Raw genomic sequence first — 19,018 nt, 5'->3', positions numbered from 1 at the left:
GGGATAGAAACCCGGTTTCTGGAATACACAAAGATTTGCGAGATAAACCCGGTTTCTGGAATTAATCTTCTTGCCGGTCAGCTAACAAGACAAATAAAACGTTTTCCAGCCCTTTTTCAAAGCGCAAAGTTTTGACCAAATCATGCTGCTGTGACAGAAGAGAATCCACAATAATCATATCAGGTTTTTCAGCTAAGGCTTTCTGAATACATTCTGAACCGGACAAGGCTTCAACCACACTATATCCTTTGGCTTGCAATACCTCAGTTAGGGTCTTAATCGCGGACACATCTTGATCCACTACCATGACTTTCTTAGGGGAACTGCCGCGAGAAATTAGCACCTCAATATTTTTCAACAGTTTTTCGCTATCAATGGGTTTGGTGAGGTAACGGTCAACCCCCAGTTTCCAGCCCCGTTGTTTATCTTCCACGATGGATAAGATGATAATCGGGATATCCATTGTGGTGGGATTATTTTTCAGTACCGCCGCTACATCAAAGCCGTTGATCGCAGGCATCATTACATCTAAAATAATCAAATCCGGGGGCACTTGTTTGACTTGGGATATCGCCTCCATGCCATCCGCAGCTTCTTTGACGATATACCCTTGGTCTTCTAATTGTTGTCGCAGAAGCGAGCGAATGGAAGGTTCGTCATCTACTACCAGAATGGTTTTTTGCTCTTCCGTAGATTCCGAAGACTTGGGTACAATACTTTGTTTTAATTGTCGCACGAGAGTATCGAAGTTTAGATTTTCTGTTCCCTGAATATTAGAAGAGTTTAAGGGTAAGGCAAAGGAGAAATTACTGCCAACTGCTAACTCGCTTTCCACCCAAATGCGACCTTCATGGTGTTCGATAATTTGTTGGCAAATGGGCAGTCCCAGTCCAGTTCCCTGGGGTTTGTCGGTCATTACTTCACCGACTTGTTTGAATTTTTCAAACACTTTTTCCCGGTTTTCCGGGGCAATGCCAATTCCCGTATCAATGACGCTAACGATAATTTGCGCCCCTCCCTCTGGGGAAAATTGCTGTGCGGCGGTGATGGTAATTGAACCTTGGTTGGTGAATTTAACCGCATTGGAAATTAGATTAATTAGCACTTGAAGTAAGCGGGCTGGATCGCCCTTGACCTTTGGCAGTTCATGGGGGACTTGTTTAATTAGCTGTAGTCCAGAAGTTTGCCATAGACAAGAGGTGGCATTGACGGCGCGATCGATGATTTCGCCCAAGTTGACTGGCTGCATTACCCATTCAATTTTACCCGCTTCCATTTTGGCAATATCGAGCACATCATTAATTAGGTTGGTCAGCCGTTCCCCTTCGGAAATGATAATATTAATATTGTCGCCAATTTGTTGCACAGATCGCACTGTTTTTTTGTCCGCTGAAACTAAGGCGGGAGTGATTTGTTCCGTGAGCTTTTTATGGATAATTTTGGCAAATCCCACCACGGAGGTTAATGGGGTGCGGAGTTCATGGGAGACGGTGGAGATAAAGTCGGTTTTCATGCGATCGATTTCTTTTTCCGCCGTGATATCCCGGATGATGATGGCACAACCAATCACTTCAGGGGATTTGTCTGTGGTAATGGCGGTGGCTACTGCCCCACCAATTCGCCCAGGAGTTAGGTTAATTTCTGCACTCAAAACTTCTTGTGGTTTGCTTAAGGTTTGCGTCACCAAAGTGCCAATTTCTACGGTTAATGCTTCGTGGCAATATTGGCTTCCCAGGGAGGCAGATGAAGCTAAACCAAACAAATGGCATAGGGCGGGATTATATTGAGTGATCCGACCCGTTCGATCGGTGACTAATAAGCCATCGGCAATGTTGTTGAGGATGCTTTTGAGATAGGCTAAGGTGTTTTGCACTTCGTTGACGGAACGGGCAAGTTCTAAGGAGATAGCCGCTTGTCCTGATAGCAGTTGTAAGAATTTCAGCCGATCGCTGGTAAATGCCCCAGTGGTGAGGTTATTTTCTAAATAGATAATGCCCACTAATTTTGACCCTTTAATAATGGGCGCACATAACAAGGATTTGACTTGATGCCGGGTGATATAAGGGTCATTGGTAAAGACACCTTGGGTTTGGGCATCAGCCAGCATCAGATGGTTGCCCGTTCGTTGCACATAGTTGATCACTCCCAGGGGCAAATCTGTATTCGGGGGTGTAGGGTGTAGGGTGTAGGGTGTAGGGTGTAGGGTGTAGGGTGTAGGATAGACGATCGCCTCTTGGTTGACTTGGGTACTAGCCGCAAGTCCTAATCCTGCTTTTTCTTTTAAGAATAAAAATGCTTTTTCGGCACCGGCATTTTCTAGGAGAATGTTGATTAATTGGCCGAGTAATTTATCCAAAACAATTTCACTGGAAATGGCTAGGGAGGCTTTCATTACGGTGGCTAAGTCCAGGGCGCCGGTATTGCCTAGGGTGGTTTTGACAATGGTGGTTTGAGTGGATTTATCAGCCAGAGTTTTGTTTCCTGCCTGTTGTTTAATTTGCTCTAATAATTGAGGATATGCGCTTTCTAAGTCTTGGACTTTGGCTACAGCGCCCCATTTGGCATAAGTGTAGTAGGCATCGGTGATATAGGTTTTGCCGATTTTTTCTCGTCCTAAAGATAGATAAAATTCGGCGGCTAGTTCGTTGGCTAGGGCTTCTTCCTGGAGATATTCGTTTTCTTTCGCTCCAGAAATGGCGCGATCGTATAGTTCCATTGCTGCTAAGTTTTGCCCCAAGACTCGCGCTTTTTCTGCGGCTACCAGGTCATATTTATGCTGAAAATTCATCGGCGCATGGTTCGCCCATTGCTGTAATTTTTGTTGGTTGATTTCTACTTGTTTTAGGTATTCGATTTGTTTTTCTTCCAGGGCATTGGGATAATTTTTGAGCAGCACTAAAGAATAGTAAAAATTATGAGCGGTCATGGTCAAAGCCCCACTCACTGCACCGACAAAATCGACTGCCATTAACCCATGATGCAGCGCCCCGCGATGGTCTTTATGTATGTAAAGCAAAATGGTTTTGGCTAGATGGAAGTTGAATAAAGACCAGTTATCGTTAGCAGCTTGCAACCGAGGTAAGGCGATCGCTTCATCAAAAGTTTCCCCAATCAACCGATATTTATCAGTAGCCCGCCCTTGTAAATTTGCCGTTAATTGAGTCCAAATACTGCCATCATTGAGAGAAATCTCATATTTCAGTTTTCGCAGTAATTTCATGTATTTCGCTTGTTCGGCGGCTACAGAAATCAAATATTCCCCACTTAAAAATAAGTAACTGCAATACTTACAAGCACAATAGCTGGCATATTCCAGATCGCCCATTTCTAAACCACTTTGCATCCCATCAATGAAAGCATTAATGGTATCTTTGACGGGCTGTTTCCAGTGCAGAATAAAAGCATAAACCATATTATACACTTGACATTTTAGGGAAGTCGCATGAAATTGTTCTAGCAATTTCAAGGACAATTGAGCCGCTAAATATCCAGTTTCCAGTTCCCCAGCACCACACAACATGGTGCCATACCAACTATAGGTAAAAGCGGATAAGGCAGAATGACCTTTTTCTAAACCAAGATGCACCATTGTCAACACTAGCTGAGGAAATATATCAGATTTTGTGTGCAAAGCTGGCGCTAATAAATTCATTAAAATCCGCAAAGCAGCTAGTTGATATGGATCGGTCATTTCTGGAAAAGTCTCTAATTCCTCAACGTCGGGCAATTTGACGATTTTATCCTGATTTTTCGGGATTTTTGTCAGAGAAATTCCCATGGTGTCTAAGGCTTGCATTCCGATCTCAATGGCTTTAATAATTTGATGTTGCGCCGCATACATTTGCATCTGAATTTCATAAACTTTGATGCGATCGAGCAAAGTTTTTGCTTTTGCTAAAATCACTTGCCCTAAAACTTCTGTCCGGTCAAAGTTGGTATAGAAATATTCCGCTTCCATTGCTTCGGTGTATAAAGCTAATGTCAAGTCATAGTTACTGACCCAACTATCTTCGCTTAATAGATCGATACCCAAACTTAAATACTTGACAGCCGCTTCATAAGCGGTAGCTTCTTTGGCTTTTTTCCCCGCTAAAAGATTTAAATAAGCCAGTTCATCTTTTTCCCTTTGGTCTTTGAGTAAATCAATTCCATAATTCAGTTGGTTGACCAGGGCAAAGATATGCTCTGATCGTTCAGCTTCACTGGTATTTCGGAGCAGGGATTGGCCAATTTTTAGATGGGTGGCTTTTTTCTGAGATTCGGGAATCAAAGAATAGGCGGCTTGTTGTACACGATCATGTAAAAACTTGTAATTTATCTTCACATCCGATCGCGGCTGCCCGTTTTTCTTATCATTGCCAAATACCAGAGGAATTTTATAATCTTTACTCAGGGGTAAAATTAACCCGGATTGTAAGGATGCCCATAAATCTCCTGCGGTTGCTGTCTGCGATTTTTCCGCCACAATTCCCAGCACTTCTAAATTAAATTGGTGGCCAATACAAGCGGCTATTTTTAAGACTTCCTGGGTAGATGCCGGAAGTTTTTGCAGATTTCTGGCAATCAGTTCTACCACATTATAATCGGTGATGCCTAGGGCTTGAATTTCCTGGATATTCCACTGCCATGAGCCTTGGCTATAGTCATAGACTAACAAGGATTCTGCATATAAAGTTTTCAGCAGTTGGGTTAAGAAAAATGGGTTGCCCTGGGTTTTGTGAGTCAGTAATTCCGCTAATTCTTCGGTTCCCGCACTGTTGGTTAGGGTATCGGCAAGGAAGGCGCAAACCTGGTGAAGTTCCAATGGCTTTAAAAGGATATTATTTACCGGAGTTCCAGCAGCGGCAATTTTTTCTATGGTTTGAATTGTGGGATGAGTGGGACTGACTTCATTGTCACGATAAGCGCCAATAAATAGCAGGTATTTGTTATCTGAATTAGTCAGCAATAGGTGGATTAATTTTAATGAAGCACTGTCTGCCCATTGTAAGTCGTCGAGGAAAATTACTAGGGGGTGTTGTTTGGTGGTAAACACGCCCATAAATTGCTGAAATACCCGGTTAAAACGGTTTTGGGATTCCGTGTGGCCGAGGGAGGGCACTTCTGGTTGTTCGCCAATAATTAGGGCGACTTCGGGAATCACATCACAAATCACTTGGCCGTTGCTTCCTAGGGCATTTAATAGTTGTTTTTTCCAAGTTTGAATGGCGCTTTCTGGTTCGGTTAGCAGTTGGCGAATTAGTTCGGCAAAGGCTTGAATTAGAGAACTATAAGGAATGTTTCGTTTATACTGGTCGAATTTGCCACTGATAAAATAACCCCGACTTTTAACGATGGGTTTGTGTACTTCTGAGACTAAGGCGGTTTTGCCAATTCCCGAATATCCAGAGACGAGGATCATTTCTGTCCCTGCTTGCCCAGGTTCGGGGGGGTTGGCAACACGGTCGAAGGTTTCCATTAGTTGAGTGACTTCCGCATCTCGACCATAGAGTCTTTGGGCAATTAATAATTGACCGGCGCGATCGCTTTCTCCCGGAATTAGGTTAACAGTTCCGGTTGTTTCTAACTGTTGGCAACAGGTTTGTAAGTCATACATTAGCCCGTTGGCACTGCGATAACGGTCTTCCGCAGCTTTGGCCATTAGTTTCAGCACTAAGCCTTCTATGGCTGGGGGAATTTCTGGATTAAACTGACTTAATTTGGGCGGTTTTTTGGCAATATGACAGTGAATTAATTCTAGGGGGTCGTCTGATTCAAAAGGCAGGCAGCCAGCGAGCATTTCATAAAAAGTAACTCCCAGAGAATAATAATCACTGCGATAATCTAAGGTGCGATTCATTCTGCCGGTTTGTTCCGGGGACATATAGGCTAGAGTGCCTTCTAATTGGTCGGGATTACTCACCGTGGCAATTTCTTCGCTGAGGCGAGAAGCAATGCTGAAATCGGTGATTTTGACTGACCCATTTTCCGGGTTAATAATGATGTTTTGCGGTTTGATATCTTTGTGGACAATTTGCCTTTGGTGTAGTTCCCCCAGAGTAGTAGCAAGTTGAATGGCAATAGAGAAAAATTCTTTTAAGCTTAAGCCAGAATAGCTTAAGCCAGAAATTTGGCTAGATTGGGCTGATTTTTGTTCTAGATATTGTTTCAGAGAAATCCCGCCCATGTCATTTAAAATTAGCGCCATTCCATTTTGGTAATTTAGTAATTCTATGGGGGTGACAATGCCGGGAATTTCTTGAATATTTTTACTCAGTTCATATTCATTTCTGAATTGAGTTAATTCTTCCAGGGTGGGATAATCTGCCACCAACATTTTTATAATCACTGGCTTTTGGTCGGCAAAGCGAATTCCCCGATAGATTTTTGTGTTGATTCCTTGGTGAATTTTTTCAGTGATTTGATATCCTTTGAGGGTCAGAGTCATTTTTTCTTCTCCTGATTGAATTTTTCAAGTGATTATAAGTGATTAATAGATGGCATCCCTGAAAATAAATGAAAATAAAATTATGTTTTTAACGATGCTTGCGGAGATCGCTCCCTAGTTTGCCCTTGCAGGCTTTGTCGCAGGGGTAAAGAAATCACAAACTCGCTGCCTTTACCAAGAGTGGAAATACAATCTAATGTGCCATGATGTTTTTCTACCACAATCTGATAACTAATTGAAAGTCCTAAGCCAGTGCCTTTGCCCACGGGTTTGGTGGTGAAAAAAGGGTCAAATAACCGCCGTTGCACTGCCTCAGAAACTCCCGATCCGTTGTCAATAATCCGAATCATTGCCCGATCGCTACTCGGTACAATTACTGTATTACCATATTGCTCTTGACCATTGCCAGAAATTTGCTCGTTGGGGACGCCTCTTTTGACTTCCGTGCGAATCCAAATAGTCGGCGATCGCTCTCCAATTACTTTCGTTTCTATGGCAGTTTCTAGGGCATCAATGGCGTTGGCTAATAGGTTCATAAAGACTTGGTTTAGTTGACCCGGATAACATTCGATTTCCGGCAAATCCCCATAGTCTTTAATCACCTCAATGGTAGGATGCCCGGGCTTGGCTTTGAGGCGATCGCGCAAAATCAGCAGAGTCGAATCAATCCCACTGTGGATATCCACTGACTTCATTTGTGCCTCATCCACACGAGAGAAATTTCTCAAAGTCTGCACAATTTCCCGAATTCTTTCTGTCCCAATTCTCATAGAACCAAGAATTTGGGGTAAATCTTCGGCTAAAAATTGCAAATCCATCTCCTCGATCGCCTGTTGAATGGCTAATGATGGGCTGGGATATTCCTGCTGATACATTTCCACCAAGTCCAGTAAGTCTTTTACATAGTCTTGCAGGTAGCTTAAATTGCCGTGGATAAAATTAACTGGGTTATTAATTTCATGGGCAACCCCCGCTACCATTTGACCTAAGCTAGACATTTTTTCACTTTGAATCAACTGGACTTCTGCTTTTTTTAAGTCTTCCAGGGCTTTGTGCAATTCTTCCGCTTTGGCTTGGGCTATTTCTTTAGCGGTCTGACTTTGTTGGTATAGTTCGGCTTGATCGAGGGCGATCGCCAACTGAATGGCTACGGATTGTAGCAGTTCCACTTCATCGTCACTCCACGGACGTAACGTTTGACAGTTGCTACAACTAATCAATCCAATTTTTCCCGATCGCGTCTCCAGTGGTACGGCTAAAAGTGACAGCAACCCTTGGGCGAGAAAAAAATCGCGCATAGCCTTATCTTCTAAACAATTGATATCATCGATGCGGAGAATTTTCATGGCTAACAGTTCTTTCGTCCAGCCGGTTATTTTGCCAATTGGCGATTCTGCATAATAGTGATTAATCAGTCTGGGCATATCCGCTTGACTTGCTTCATTGACCACCAGCCAACCGCTAAATTTTTCCAATTTTTTTCCCGATGGCTCCGTGAATAGTTCGGCGGGACAATTTGCCGGTCTATACCACATAAATAGACAGCGATCAATTTGCAATAACCGGCGGATTTCTTTCAGGGCAATAGTTAAAATACAATTAGAGTCTAAAGACAACCTAATTTGACTAGCTAACCGAAATAATAGGGCTTCTTTGCGGCTTTCTTTTAGCTTATTTTCGTGCAGCAAAGCATTAATTGCGCTGGCGGCCTGGGATGCCAAAGTGGTCAGAAGTTTGAGGTCTTCTGCGGTATATGTCACCGGTGTTTTGTTGCCAAGGGCGATCGCGCCAATTATTTTATCTTTGGTTTTCAAGGGAACGCAAATCATACAAGTCACCAGCAATTGACTATCAATTAACCGAGGATCTGATGACACTTCATTGACAATTTCTCCCCGACCAGAAGTAGCCACATGATAAACAAAATCCTCACTTTTCCAGGGACGATACGTCCGGTATTCCGTTGAATATTCTGGGTCGGAATCAAACGACCCGATGCTCTCCAGTTCGCCGGTACTGTCATCGAATAACATCACCACGCCATTAGTGGCTTTGATAAATTTACGGGCTTCTTCAAACACTAATTTTGCTACTTTTTCTGGCTCGATAATCCCTAATATTTTATCAGAAATATTATAGAATAGCGTCAGTTCACGGTATTTATCTAATACTTCTTGCGCTAGGGCTTTTTTCTCTAGTTCTTTGCTGGCAAATAACTCAAAGAGTATCGCGATAATTTTAGATTTTTCATCCCCCTCTACCCAGCCAATGATTTCTCCCTCCCAGGTAATCTGATATTGATTTTTTTGATAACGCTCGGATTTATTGCCGCGATCGATAATGACTTTCCCGTCTAACTCTTTCAAAGTCACTGGGACTCCTAAAGTTTGGATTAACTCATCCACTACTTCCATAATTTCTTTCTTGGCACATAGTTTTTTCAGACTAATTTGAGACATAAATTAACCTCTGGTTTATCATTTTTCTAGGATAACTATTTTTTTCAAAAAAGTAAACATTTAAACTTAAACTTTACCAATTTTTATCTGTTAATTACCAAATAAATTAATTAATTTATTTTATTAGTCAAAAATCACCTTAATCACTTTCAGTCAGTAATCTCTTAATATTCTTGTATGATTTTTTTTCATCAGCCTGATACCGCGCCCTGGCGAAGCATTAGCCCTTATGTCTATAGGCAGATATGCGGGTGATTTTCCAGCAGAAAATATTCTTCAGGAATGGTCGGTAATTTTCACCATACAATACAATATTATTTGTTTATTTTCACCATTTCAATTAATCCATCAATCAATTAATATAGAGCAATTAGCGGCTATTCCATTGCCTAGATGCTTTATTTTTACAAAAATTAACAATTTGATTGCGGGACAAAATTGTTAATAATTGACTGGGGTATTCCCGTGGCAAATTGGTGATTCTAGGTGCGGCTTCAGCATTTGGGACGAACCGTTGTTGCTAAAATAATACGCCACTGCGGTGCGCCGACGGAGACCGACGGCGCACCGCAGTGGCGGCAGAATTTTTCCCTAATTCAATCGATAGTTTTAGAGGAATTTGAATATAAAATTCTGTACCTAGACCCGGTTGAGATAAACATTTGATGATTCCTCCGTGTTTCTCCACGATAATTTTGTAACTGATTGATAAACCTAAGCCGGTGCCTTTGCCTACAGGTTTAGTGGTAAAAAAAGGATCGAATAATCGCGAGCAAATTTCTTCAGGAATACCAAAGCCATTATCGCGAATTTTAATTAGTACGCTTTCGTTGCCATCATGGGACATGGGTTCTCCTGTTGTGGCCAAAAGCCTTGGTTTATGGGAAATTAACTCAGTAGTAATCACAATTTCTCCCGGTTTTTGTTGTTCTTCTAGGGCATCGATCGCATTACTCAGAATATTCATAAATACCTGATTCATCAGCCCCGCATGACATTCCACCAGCGGCAGATCGCCATAATTTTTAATCACTTGAATATTCGGGCGTCCGGGCTGGGGTTTTAACCTATGTTGTAAAATCATTAAGGTGCTATCAATCCCCGAATGCAAATCTACGGGTTTAGTTTGGGCTTCATCCAACCGAGAAAAGTTGCGTAGGGATAAAACGATTTCTCTAATGCGATCGGTTCCCAATTTCATGCTATAAATGAGTTTTGGAAAGTCTGCCGATAAAAATTCTAAGTCGATTTCCGCGATCGCTGCTTCCAGGGCTGGGGTCAGATTGGGGAATTCTTGCTGATAGAGTTGCAGGATTTTTAACAGTTCCTCAGTATATTGTTGGGCGTGACAAAGATTCCCTGAAATAAAATTAATTGGGTTATTAATTTCATGGGCAACTCCGGCTACTAACTGACCCAAACTAGACATTTTTTCACTTTGAATCAGTTGGCTTTGGGTTTCTTGCAATTCCCGCAACGCTTGCTGTAATTTTTCCGCTTGCAATTGGGCTGTAGTTGCGGCAATACAACTTTCTTGATAGAGTTGGGCATTGTCGATCGCTGCTGCTGCTTGAAATGCTAGGGTATTCATCCGTTTGAGATCCGCTGCGGTATAGGTAACGGGAGAAGAATTGCCCAGGGCGATCGCGCCGATCGGACGACCTTTGCTGATTAAAGGTATGCAAATTAAAGCACTCATCGTCGCCTCAAAATCCATACATCGCGGGTCATTGGCAACATCATTAATAATTTCTCCCAAGCCATTTTTCACCACCACACCCAAAATACTTTCATCCAAGGGAATACGGAGGTGATCGCGATTCCATTCCTGACCAAAAGCTGAGACTACCTTCAATTCCTCAGTGTTGCCTGTGTTTGACAGTAACATGACTGCCCCACTGGTGGCCTTAATTAACTCTTTAGCTTCGGCTAATAATAAGTTAACCAATTCATCAATATCTAAACTGGCAGTTAGCTTTTCGGACAGATCGTACAGAAAAGTAATTTCCCGATAGTTATCCAGGACTTCGTGGGCTAAAGTCTTTTTCTCTAATTCTTTTTGGGCGAAACAAGAGATAATTGAGGCAATAGGGGCGACTTTTGCCTCCCCGATCGCCCATCCTATGACCTCACCATCGATTTCTATGGGCAATTGACTGCCAGCTTTTTTACTCTCATCACCGAAAATCACCCGTCCTTTAGTATCCTGTATTACAATGGATGTACCCATAGACTTGACTAAATCGGCGATCGCCTCTAACAATAGAGGAGAGTCACATAATTTCTTTAAATTAATTGCCATAATCTTTCTGCTACTTTACTCTGGTTTTGATTATTTGATTATCTATTTAAGTATATTATCTGTTTGATTCCTCATTCCGTCATCCGGGAAAATCCAGAGATTTTTTTCCGTAAATTCACTCAAGTATTAGTCGTATAAATACGGACTTTTTTTGTTGTTGATTGTTGGGTAGGGATTCTTTGGTTAGGGATTCTTTGATTGTTGGGTAGGGATTCTTTGATTAGGGATTCTTTGGGTAGGGATTCTTTGGTTAGGGATTCTTTGGTTGGCGGTCATAAGATATGCGTAGACCAAAGAGAAAAAAATAATCAAAGAATAAATTTTCACCATTAATGGAGTAATTGCCTTAACAAAACTTTAATAAAATGCTATTGACAAAATAATATTTTTACGATTTTGCCTGGAAAATCGCTGAATTATTAGGCGATCGCTACTTTCTTAAAAAAAGCTAAAGAATTTAGTCGTTCGATCGCTTTTACGCTACAGTTGAAAGCTAATCATCGGATAATGTCTGGTGAAGTTTGCATATAGATAGCAGCGATCCCCTCCACGGTAGGAGTGGGTGATCGCGATCTTTGTTAGAAGTGCGGAATAAAATTTCTAGCCAATTTTCCCTAAAACAGGAACTTATGTACCTAACAAAAGACAAACTCCAACATATTAGTACAATTACCCATGAGGGTAAAATAGTCGTCTTAGCCACCGATAGCGAGGGAAAAATTTCCTATACGGTGAAGCAAGATGGGTTTGAAGATAGCTACCTCAACACCCCCGCCGATCAAAGAACCGGCTGGGAAAACTGGAAAACTCTAGAATTCCCCGATGAAGCTGATGACCAGTCCGTAATTGAGAAAGAAAAAGCCGAACTGACTCACCAAGAAAATCCCAGTCAATATCTTCTCAAATCCCTTTACAAAACCGAAAATATAACCGCAGTTGCGCCAGTACAAGTCATTGCCGCACTGGAACATATTTATGTTTTTCGTCAGTCCAAATCTAACACTTTATTGGTAGATCGTTTTATCTTAGACGGCATGACCAATAAGCTGAACCGCAAGCTAGAAGTTCGGTTTAAACGGAGTAAGCAGAAACACGAACCCACGAAAAATATGCAAAGGCGGTCTAGTGGACTGGTTAATGTTGACACCTTAGACTTTCGTGATGCCAACGGTAAATTTTTCTATGAACCCACCACCGAATTAAGTTTAGTCAATAACCTGCATAAGGGCTGGTTTTCCGTGGTATTGGTTCCGACGATTGAAAATGATGTTTATCGCTGGCATATTTTCGCCTACAATAGTCAAACTCAGAAAGTGGAATTAACCACGATTCGCGCCTCGGAAGTGGGACTATTTGATGTTCAAGATTACACCATTTTTGAAGAATCAAACGATAGCCTAGTTCCCCGAAAAATTCCGGGGGTGATTAAGCGGACTTTAGACATTAATGGGGTGACAGTCACCAACGGTTTATCGGCCACTAAATACGATTTACAACAGGCCCAGCAAACCCAGTCTGGGGAAGAACAACTGTTAAAGACTGCCACGCGATTAATGTTAGCGATTCCCACAGATAAAGGGGCGGCCGCTTTTAGTTTTGCCATCGCAGGGGATGGTACTTTAGGAGAAATTGACGAAACCCCAGATAGCAAGATTATTCGCAGTCGTCAGCGAGAAGTTTTGTTACCCTTAAACACCTTAGATGAAATAAAAGCAATAGGTGACAGAACTCCTCCTCCCCAAGGCATTATTAGCGGATTCTCCGCAGGAACTGATGAGGAAGATATCGAAGATTTAGTTAAAATATCAACCGATGGCGGTGCTTCAGATTTAGCCAATTACGATTTGGTAAAAATCAGCGGCACCAGTGATTATCAAGGGTTGTATCCGACGATTAAAGTAGATGAAAATACCTTTGATATTGACATCTCCTTGGATGGTGGATTGGGTTATTGGGAAAAAGAAGACCAAGAAGAAGGTGGTTTGATTGTTGATGGCATGATTACCGCTTATCAAAAAACTGCCGATGGCAAATTACGAGTCACCTGTGCTAATCATGGTTTGGAAAATGGCGATCAAGTCCAAATTACTGGCACAGAAGACTACAACGATAGCTACCCCGTGCAAAAAATTGATGACACCCATTTTGTAATTGAACGCAAATGGGTAATGGGAGAAGCTGTTAATGTGAAATTGGTATCCCAAAAGCGACGGGGGATCGTATTTGATGGGGTGGATGATTATGTCTCTCTATCCGAGATCAATCACAATTTCTCCGAAGGAATTACCGTAGAAGCTTGGGTTTGGTATGACAGTATCCAATCTTCTTCAAGAATTATTGACTTTGGCAATGGAAGCGCGGCGGATAATATTGTGTTTACCAATGACGGCACATCCAATGACCTAGCCTTTTTTATCTTTCAGGAAGGAAAAGTCCAAAGTATTAAAGCCATAGGAGCATTGGAAACCGGAAAATGGCTGCACTTAGCCGCCACAGTTGATGATTCAGGAACTGCCAAACTATACAAAAATGGTCTGGAGGTACAATCGGGTAAATTTGCCTTGCCTAATAATAACAAACGGACTAAGAACTATATCGGCAGAAGTAATTGGTCTAATGACAGCTACTTTAACGGTAAAATTAGCGATTTGCGTCTTTGGACAGTAGCCCGGACTGCTGAAGACATTAAAAATAGTATGTACCTACAACTGACAGGAAAAGAAGTCGGTTTAGTGGGGTATTGGCGCTTAGGTGGTATCTCTGAAGGCAAAGTAGTTGACTTTTCTGTGAACTGCAATGACGGCACTCTCTATGGTGAACCTTATGTCAGTGCGGCAACTCTCAACCGCAATCTTGCCGGAGGATCTGCAGCGGTTAAATATAGCAATCCTGAGCTATTTGCCGTTAGCGAACGGGCAACTTACGAGGAAAGTTTTGAGTTTAAAGTTAACTCAGCCAATCCGGTTAATTTAGCCTATCTAGACAATGCCGATGGTAAAAATATTGGCACGAAAATTTTCACCTTTTCCTATTGGGGAAAAACCAGCCGCAGTGCCGAAGAGAAAAAGACCATTTCGGGGGTACAAAATAAGTTTGAAGACTTGGGCAATGGTTGGTATCGTGCTTCCTGTAATGTGACAATTCCCGATGAAGTCAGTGTGTTACGTTCCTTTGAAATTGCCAATGTTAAAGGAAGTTGGCAATCCTTAGCAATTCGCAAACACCGGATTCGCCTCTTATCCGATAGTATTACGGAAGCGAAATACTCAGATGGTGTGACTTTGGCAACTTTGGCCGATGACCATGCCACCTTAACAGCGAAGTTAAAAGAACTGGAGGTGAAAGAGAAACAGGAAATTGTTCTGCTCAAAGAAAAGCGAGAGTTAGAAGCAAAAATTGCTGCCTATAATGCTCAGGCTGCGACTAGAGCAGAGATTGAGAAATTAACCGCAGAAATTCAAAAACTCACCAGTGAAGAGCAAACCCTATTATCTCGATTTAATGCCGAAAATAGTAGCCCTTTTAATTATTTCTGCTACATTCTAGTAAAAGTCGGTGATTCTTGGAAAGGAATTCACGTTGAAAACCAGTCGAATAATGACTATGCTCGGCTAATTCGACATCAGGGTAATGGGAATCTTTTCCGATTCTATGCCGTTGACAGTGAAAATTCTTACGTTAATGTACAAGTAGGAACTGAGTGGAAAGGAATCCACGTTGAAAATCAGTCGAATAATGACTATGCTTCTTTGATTCGGCATCAAGGTAATGGGAATCTTTTCCGATTCTCTGTCGCTGACGGGGGCAATTATTACATCAGTGTACAAGTAGGAACTGAGTGGAAAGGAATCCACGTTGAAAACCAGTCGAATAATGACTATGTTCGGCTAATTCGACATCAGGGCAATGGAAATCTGTTTCAAATCCAAAAAACGAATCAGACTAGCAATGATAAAATTATTCTTGCACGCGAAGCTTGGGAGAAAAAACTTCAAGAACTCAACCAAGCACAAGACCGCTTTAAATTGCTTAATGCAGCATTAATTGCGACTCCTGCGGATAAAGCAGCTTGGGATGCGCGTTTGGCACAAGTGATTGCTTTAATCACTGCACTTCAAACAGAGTTAAATACCCTGAACACTGACTTCCTCAATGCTGTCAAAAACACTCAGGCAAAGCCTCAAACAATGCCCCAGGTTGCTAAAGATAGCAAGGGGTTAGTCACTCAAGGAGTGTTACTTGGTTTTGTGCAACCTGCCGGCCGTCTGAATGCCATTGAAACCTGTGAAGGCAATGTCCAATTGAGTTATTTGGACAGGGAAGGACGGATGCGACAAACGAACTATGATGCCACAGCAGACGGAAAAAATGCCGCCTTTGAACAGTGGATTCCTGATGCTCAACGGGCCTGTTTAAACTTTAGCAACAGCAATAGTATCGTTACCTTAAATCAAGCCTTGTATCTTCCAGATGACTGGAGTATTGAAGCTTGGTTTGTTTATCCATTACCAGAAACGGCAGAATGGAATACTTTAATCCGAGGAAAAGATGCCAATCATCACATTCTGGTCAGAAATCGTAAACAGTTAGGGATTTATCTGACCAATGATTCTTTGGGGCAGAACTTTTACGATAGCGGTTTCAATATGGAGTTGTTAACCGAGGGATGGCATCATGTCGCTGCTGTCGGTCGGGGGGATACGACTCTGTTTTATATTGATGGCAAAAAAGTGGGTGATGTGAAAGCAAAAGCCCTAAAAGATGCGGAAGAGAATCTGAATAAAAACCCCAACGATGCCGCCGCGAAGCAAAAGGTTACAGACATTAAAAAAGCTAGTCTGAAATCTAATAGCCATGTTTATGCGATTGCGAACAATCATTTAGCTATTAATCAGTCTCCTGATTATTCAGTGATGAAGTTTGATGGGGTAAATGATTGTGTATCTTTACCGGAAATCAACTATGACTTATCTAAAGGAATGTCGGTGGAAGCTTGGGTATGGTATGACAGTTTCCAATCTTGGTCCAGAATTATCGACTTTGGCAATGGTGCTGGTAATGAAAATATCCTGCTTGCCAATGACGGATCATCTAACACACTCCACTTTGGGGTATATCGGCAATCCACAGAACAGTCAGTTAGAGCAACAGGTGCATTAGAAACAAAAAAATGGATTCACCTAGCCGCAACCATTGATGCTTCAGGAATGGCAACCCTTTATAAAAATGGTGAGCGGATTCAAACAGGCAGAGTGCATCTTCCAAATAATCTGAGACGGACTATTAACTATATTGGCAGAAGTAACTGGTCTAGTGACAGATTTTTTCATGGCCAAATTACCGATGTCCGCATCTGGAATACAGCCCGCACCCAAGCAGAAATTAAGGCTAATATGTCTCGACGCCTTAGTGGAAAAGAAGCGAATTTAGTGGCCTATTATCCCTTTAATTTCATTCAAGTCGAAGGTGCTACCAGAAGAGTTCTAGACCTAGTGGCGAATAATCGTGGCACTGTGGTGGAAGCGAACATCGTGCAGGATCAAACCCTATCTATTGCCCGCTTCATCCGAGGTGAGCAGTTCGGTAAATTGGCAGAAGTTCGTGTTTGGAAAGTTGCCCTAAGTGATGATGAAATTGCTATCAACAGCACCCTACTTCTGAGTGGCAACGAACCAGGTTTGTTGGCTTACTACCCCATGAGTGAAGCCACAGGAGTGGAAGTGCGCGACCATTCCGGTAATGGCAATCATGCCACGGTATCGGGGGCAAATTGGTGGGGTTGTACAGCACCCATTGGCAAAATTGACAATCTCCCTAGTGCCGATGCCCTAGTTTCTGCTGAGTACAGCAGCGTGACTGTGGAATCATCCACGAAAACCAAGGTGGCCATCATGCGGCGATTCTTTGCTTATCCTGCCACCAATGGAGTCACCCTGCTACCAGATAAGCGGATTGAAACCTTAGAACTGAAATGGATTGGTAACGCCCAATTTGCTCCGACTTTGTTGGGTTATATCGAAGGTCCACCCCCCGTACCCAGTGAAAACCTAACCTTGTCAGACGATTACAATGGCGCGACTTCTGTGGAATTAACCATGTCTGAAGATGTCGAGTTTAGCTGGAACCGATCGCAAGATGCTGGGTTAGGAGCAACAATTGATACCTTTATTGGAGCAGGGGGAACAATGTCTTTTATCACTACAGCTGCGGGTGTGGGGACTTCCATCGACAGCAGTGCCAGAGTGGGTTTTAAAGGCAACTTTGACTTCAGCTACCAATTCCAAAATGAAAGTAACATTACTTCGAGTTCATCTCTGAGCATGACCGATAAACTGGAACTACGCGGCACACCCGAAGAAACTACTAAGTTTCCCCATTTGGGGACACGATTTATTCCCAAGAATATTGGCTATGCTTTGGTTGTTTCAGCCTTGGCAGATGTGTTTGTCACCCGACTGGCCCGCAGTGGCAAAATGGTCGGCTACCAAGTGCAGCCGGTAGATGGCATTCCTCCAGATGTCAACACCATCACCTTTTTGATGAATCCTGCCTACACGATGAGCGGTAGCTTGGACGGGATGACCGGCAGCAGTGCTACTAGCCAGCGCTTCTTCAAGCACGTTCCCGAAATGCGTAGCCAGTATGGTTCTCTCTATCCCGCTAGTTACTATCGCTTGAAAGAGGCGTATGACTTAAAACGCCAAATTGAAGCGGAAGATAAACGCCGAGAATCTTACTTTTCTAACTTTAATGTGCGTTTAGTCGATGAACTCTCTTTGAACCGAAACATCGACAGTGGGGATGCACCAACCACCATTGGAGTACAACGGGAAGAAGACAAACCGAATACCCAAATGACTGACGAGGAGAAGAAAAAAGCCCAAGACCAGAAAGCCGAACAATTTCAAGCAGATACTGCTGCTGCTTCTGACAAGGCCAGCGCTGCCGCTCAAGCTAAACAAGCGGAGATTCAAAGCCAAATTACTGACCAAGACAAACGAGTGCAAGCCACAGAAAGTTTTGCCGGCTGGCAGAAACGGATGGAAAGTATCCAAATTCGGGCAGGTAAGCGCAACATCGTCAATACCTACGTTTGGGATGCCGATGGTGGTCTGCGAACTGAAGCCCAAAGCTTTGCCAATACCGTAGAACATACCATTGGTGGCTCTTTTGGTCTGAATGCCGGGTTAGGAGTTGACAGTTCATTCTCAATAGGGGGGGTTGATGTAGAACTCACCGCCCAAGCTACGGTCAACTTAACTCAAACCATGAGCAAAACTGAAGCTCGGAGTAAGGGTTTTGAGTTGAATGTAGATCTGAGTGGTTTGGAATATAAAGGCATTACCGACTACAACGATCGCCCGATTATGCCTGGGGAAAAAGTAGACCGCTATCGGTTTATGAGTTTCTACCTAGAAGGCAGTAGCAATCACTTCCACGACTTCTTTAACTATGTAGTCGATCCTGAATGGTTACGCAGTAATGATGAGGAAGCGGTGGCTTTGCGTCAGGCCCAAGCAGGTAAACCCAATAAAGCCTGGCGGGTACTGCACCGGGTTACTTATGTGGAACGTCCAGCATTGATGGGCTTTGGTCGCGATGTCCGTAAATTGCGGGCGGCAGCGGAAATTTCGGAAAATCAAGCACTGTTGGATAAGATTACTAAATTGGAGGAGAAAAACCAAAAACTTGAGGAAAAACTGGATACTATCCTCAGTTTGTTGCAAGAGCAGAAATAGTCGATAATTAGATAATTAAAAAGGAGGGGAAATGATTTCCTCTCCTTTTTAATTATCGCAATTGTCATAGTTATAAATTACAAAAAAAACC

Annotated in this window: 4 protein-coding genes; 1 reads left to right on the top strand and 3 read right to left on the bottom strand. The window is 42.6% G+C overall.

What is annotated here, in order from left to right; all coding sequences use genetic code 11:
• Positions 1-61 precede the first annotated feature (61 nt).
• From AM228_RS00250 to AM228_RS00235, 3 genes are all read right to left on the bottom strand, one after another.
• Positions 62-6,427 carry an AAA family ATPase gene (locus AM228_RS00250; RefSeq protein WP_054464082.1) on the bottom strand — a complete coding sequence of 2,122 codons (6,366 nt, stop codon included), beginning with the start codon at positions 6,425-6,427 and terminating at the stop codon, positions 62-64.
• Positions 6,428-6,507: 80 nt separating this feature from the next.
• Complete coding sequence (locus tag AM228_RS00245; RefSeq protein ID WP_054464081.1) at positions 6,508-8,886, bottom strand: GAF domain-containing protein; 2,379 nt, start codon at positions 8,884-8,886, stop codon at positions 6,508-6,510.
• Positions 8,887-9,406: 520 nt separating this feature from the next.
• A complete protein-coding gene (locus AM228_RS00235) occupies positions 9,407-11,188 on the bottom strand; it encodes an ATP-binding protein (RefSeq protein WP_054464079.1) in 1,782 nt (593 codons plus the stop codon).
• Positions 11,189-11,817: 629 nt separating this feature from the next.
• Between AM228_RS00235 and AM228_RS00230 the strand changes: the two genes are divergently transcribed.
• Positions 11,818-18,927, top strand: a complete 7,110-nt coding sequence (locus AM228_RS00230; protein WP_054464078.1) for a LamG-like jellyroll fold domain-containing protein — start codon at positions 11,818-11,820, stop codon at positions 18,925-18,927.
• Positions 18,928-19,018 lie beyond the last annotated feature (91 nt).

The sequence above is a fragment of the Planktothricoides sp. SR001 genome (assembly GCF_001276715.1).
Taxonomy (GTDB): domain Bacteria; phylum Cyanobacteriota; class Cyanobacteriia; order Cyanobacteriales; family Laspinemataceae; genus Planktothricoides; species Planktothricoides raciborskii.
The sequence above is the reverse complement of the archived record's forward strand: the minus strand, read 5'-3'. Positions and strand labels throughout refer to the sequence as shown.

Coding starts and splice junctions, on each gene's coding strand:
- AM228_RS00245 (WP_054464081.1), bottom strand. CDS start 8,886: ATGTCTCAAATTAGTCTGAAAAAACTATGTGCCAAGAAAGAAATTATG.
- AM228_RS00235 (WP_054464079.1), bottom strand. CDS start 11,188: ATGGCAATTAATTTAAAGAAATTATGTGACTCTCCTCTATTGTTAGAG.
- AM228_RS00230 (WP_054464078.1), top strand. CDS start 11,818: ATGTACCTAACAAAAGACAAACTCCAACATATTAGTACAATTACCCAT.
- AM228_RS00250 (WP_054464082.1), bottom strand. CDS start 6,427: ATGACTCTGACCCTCAAAGGATATCAAATCACTGAAAAAATTCACCAA.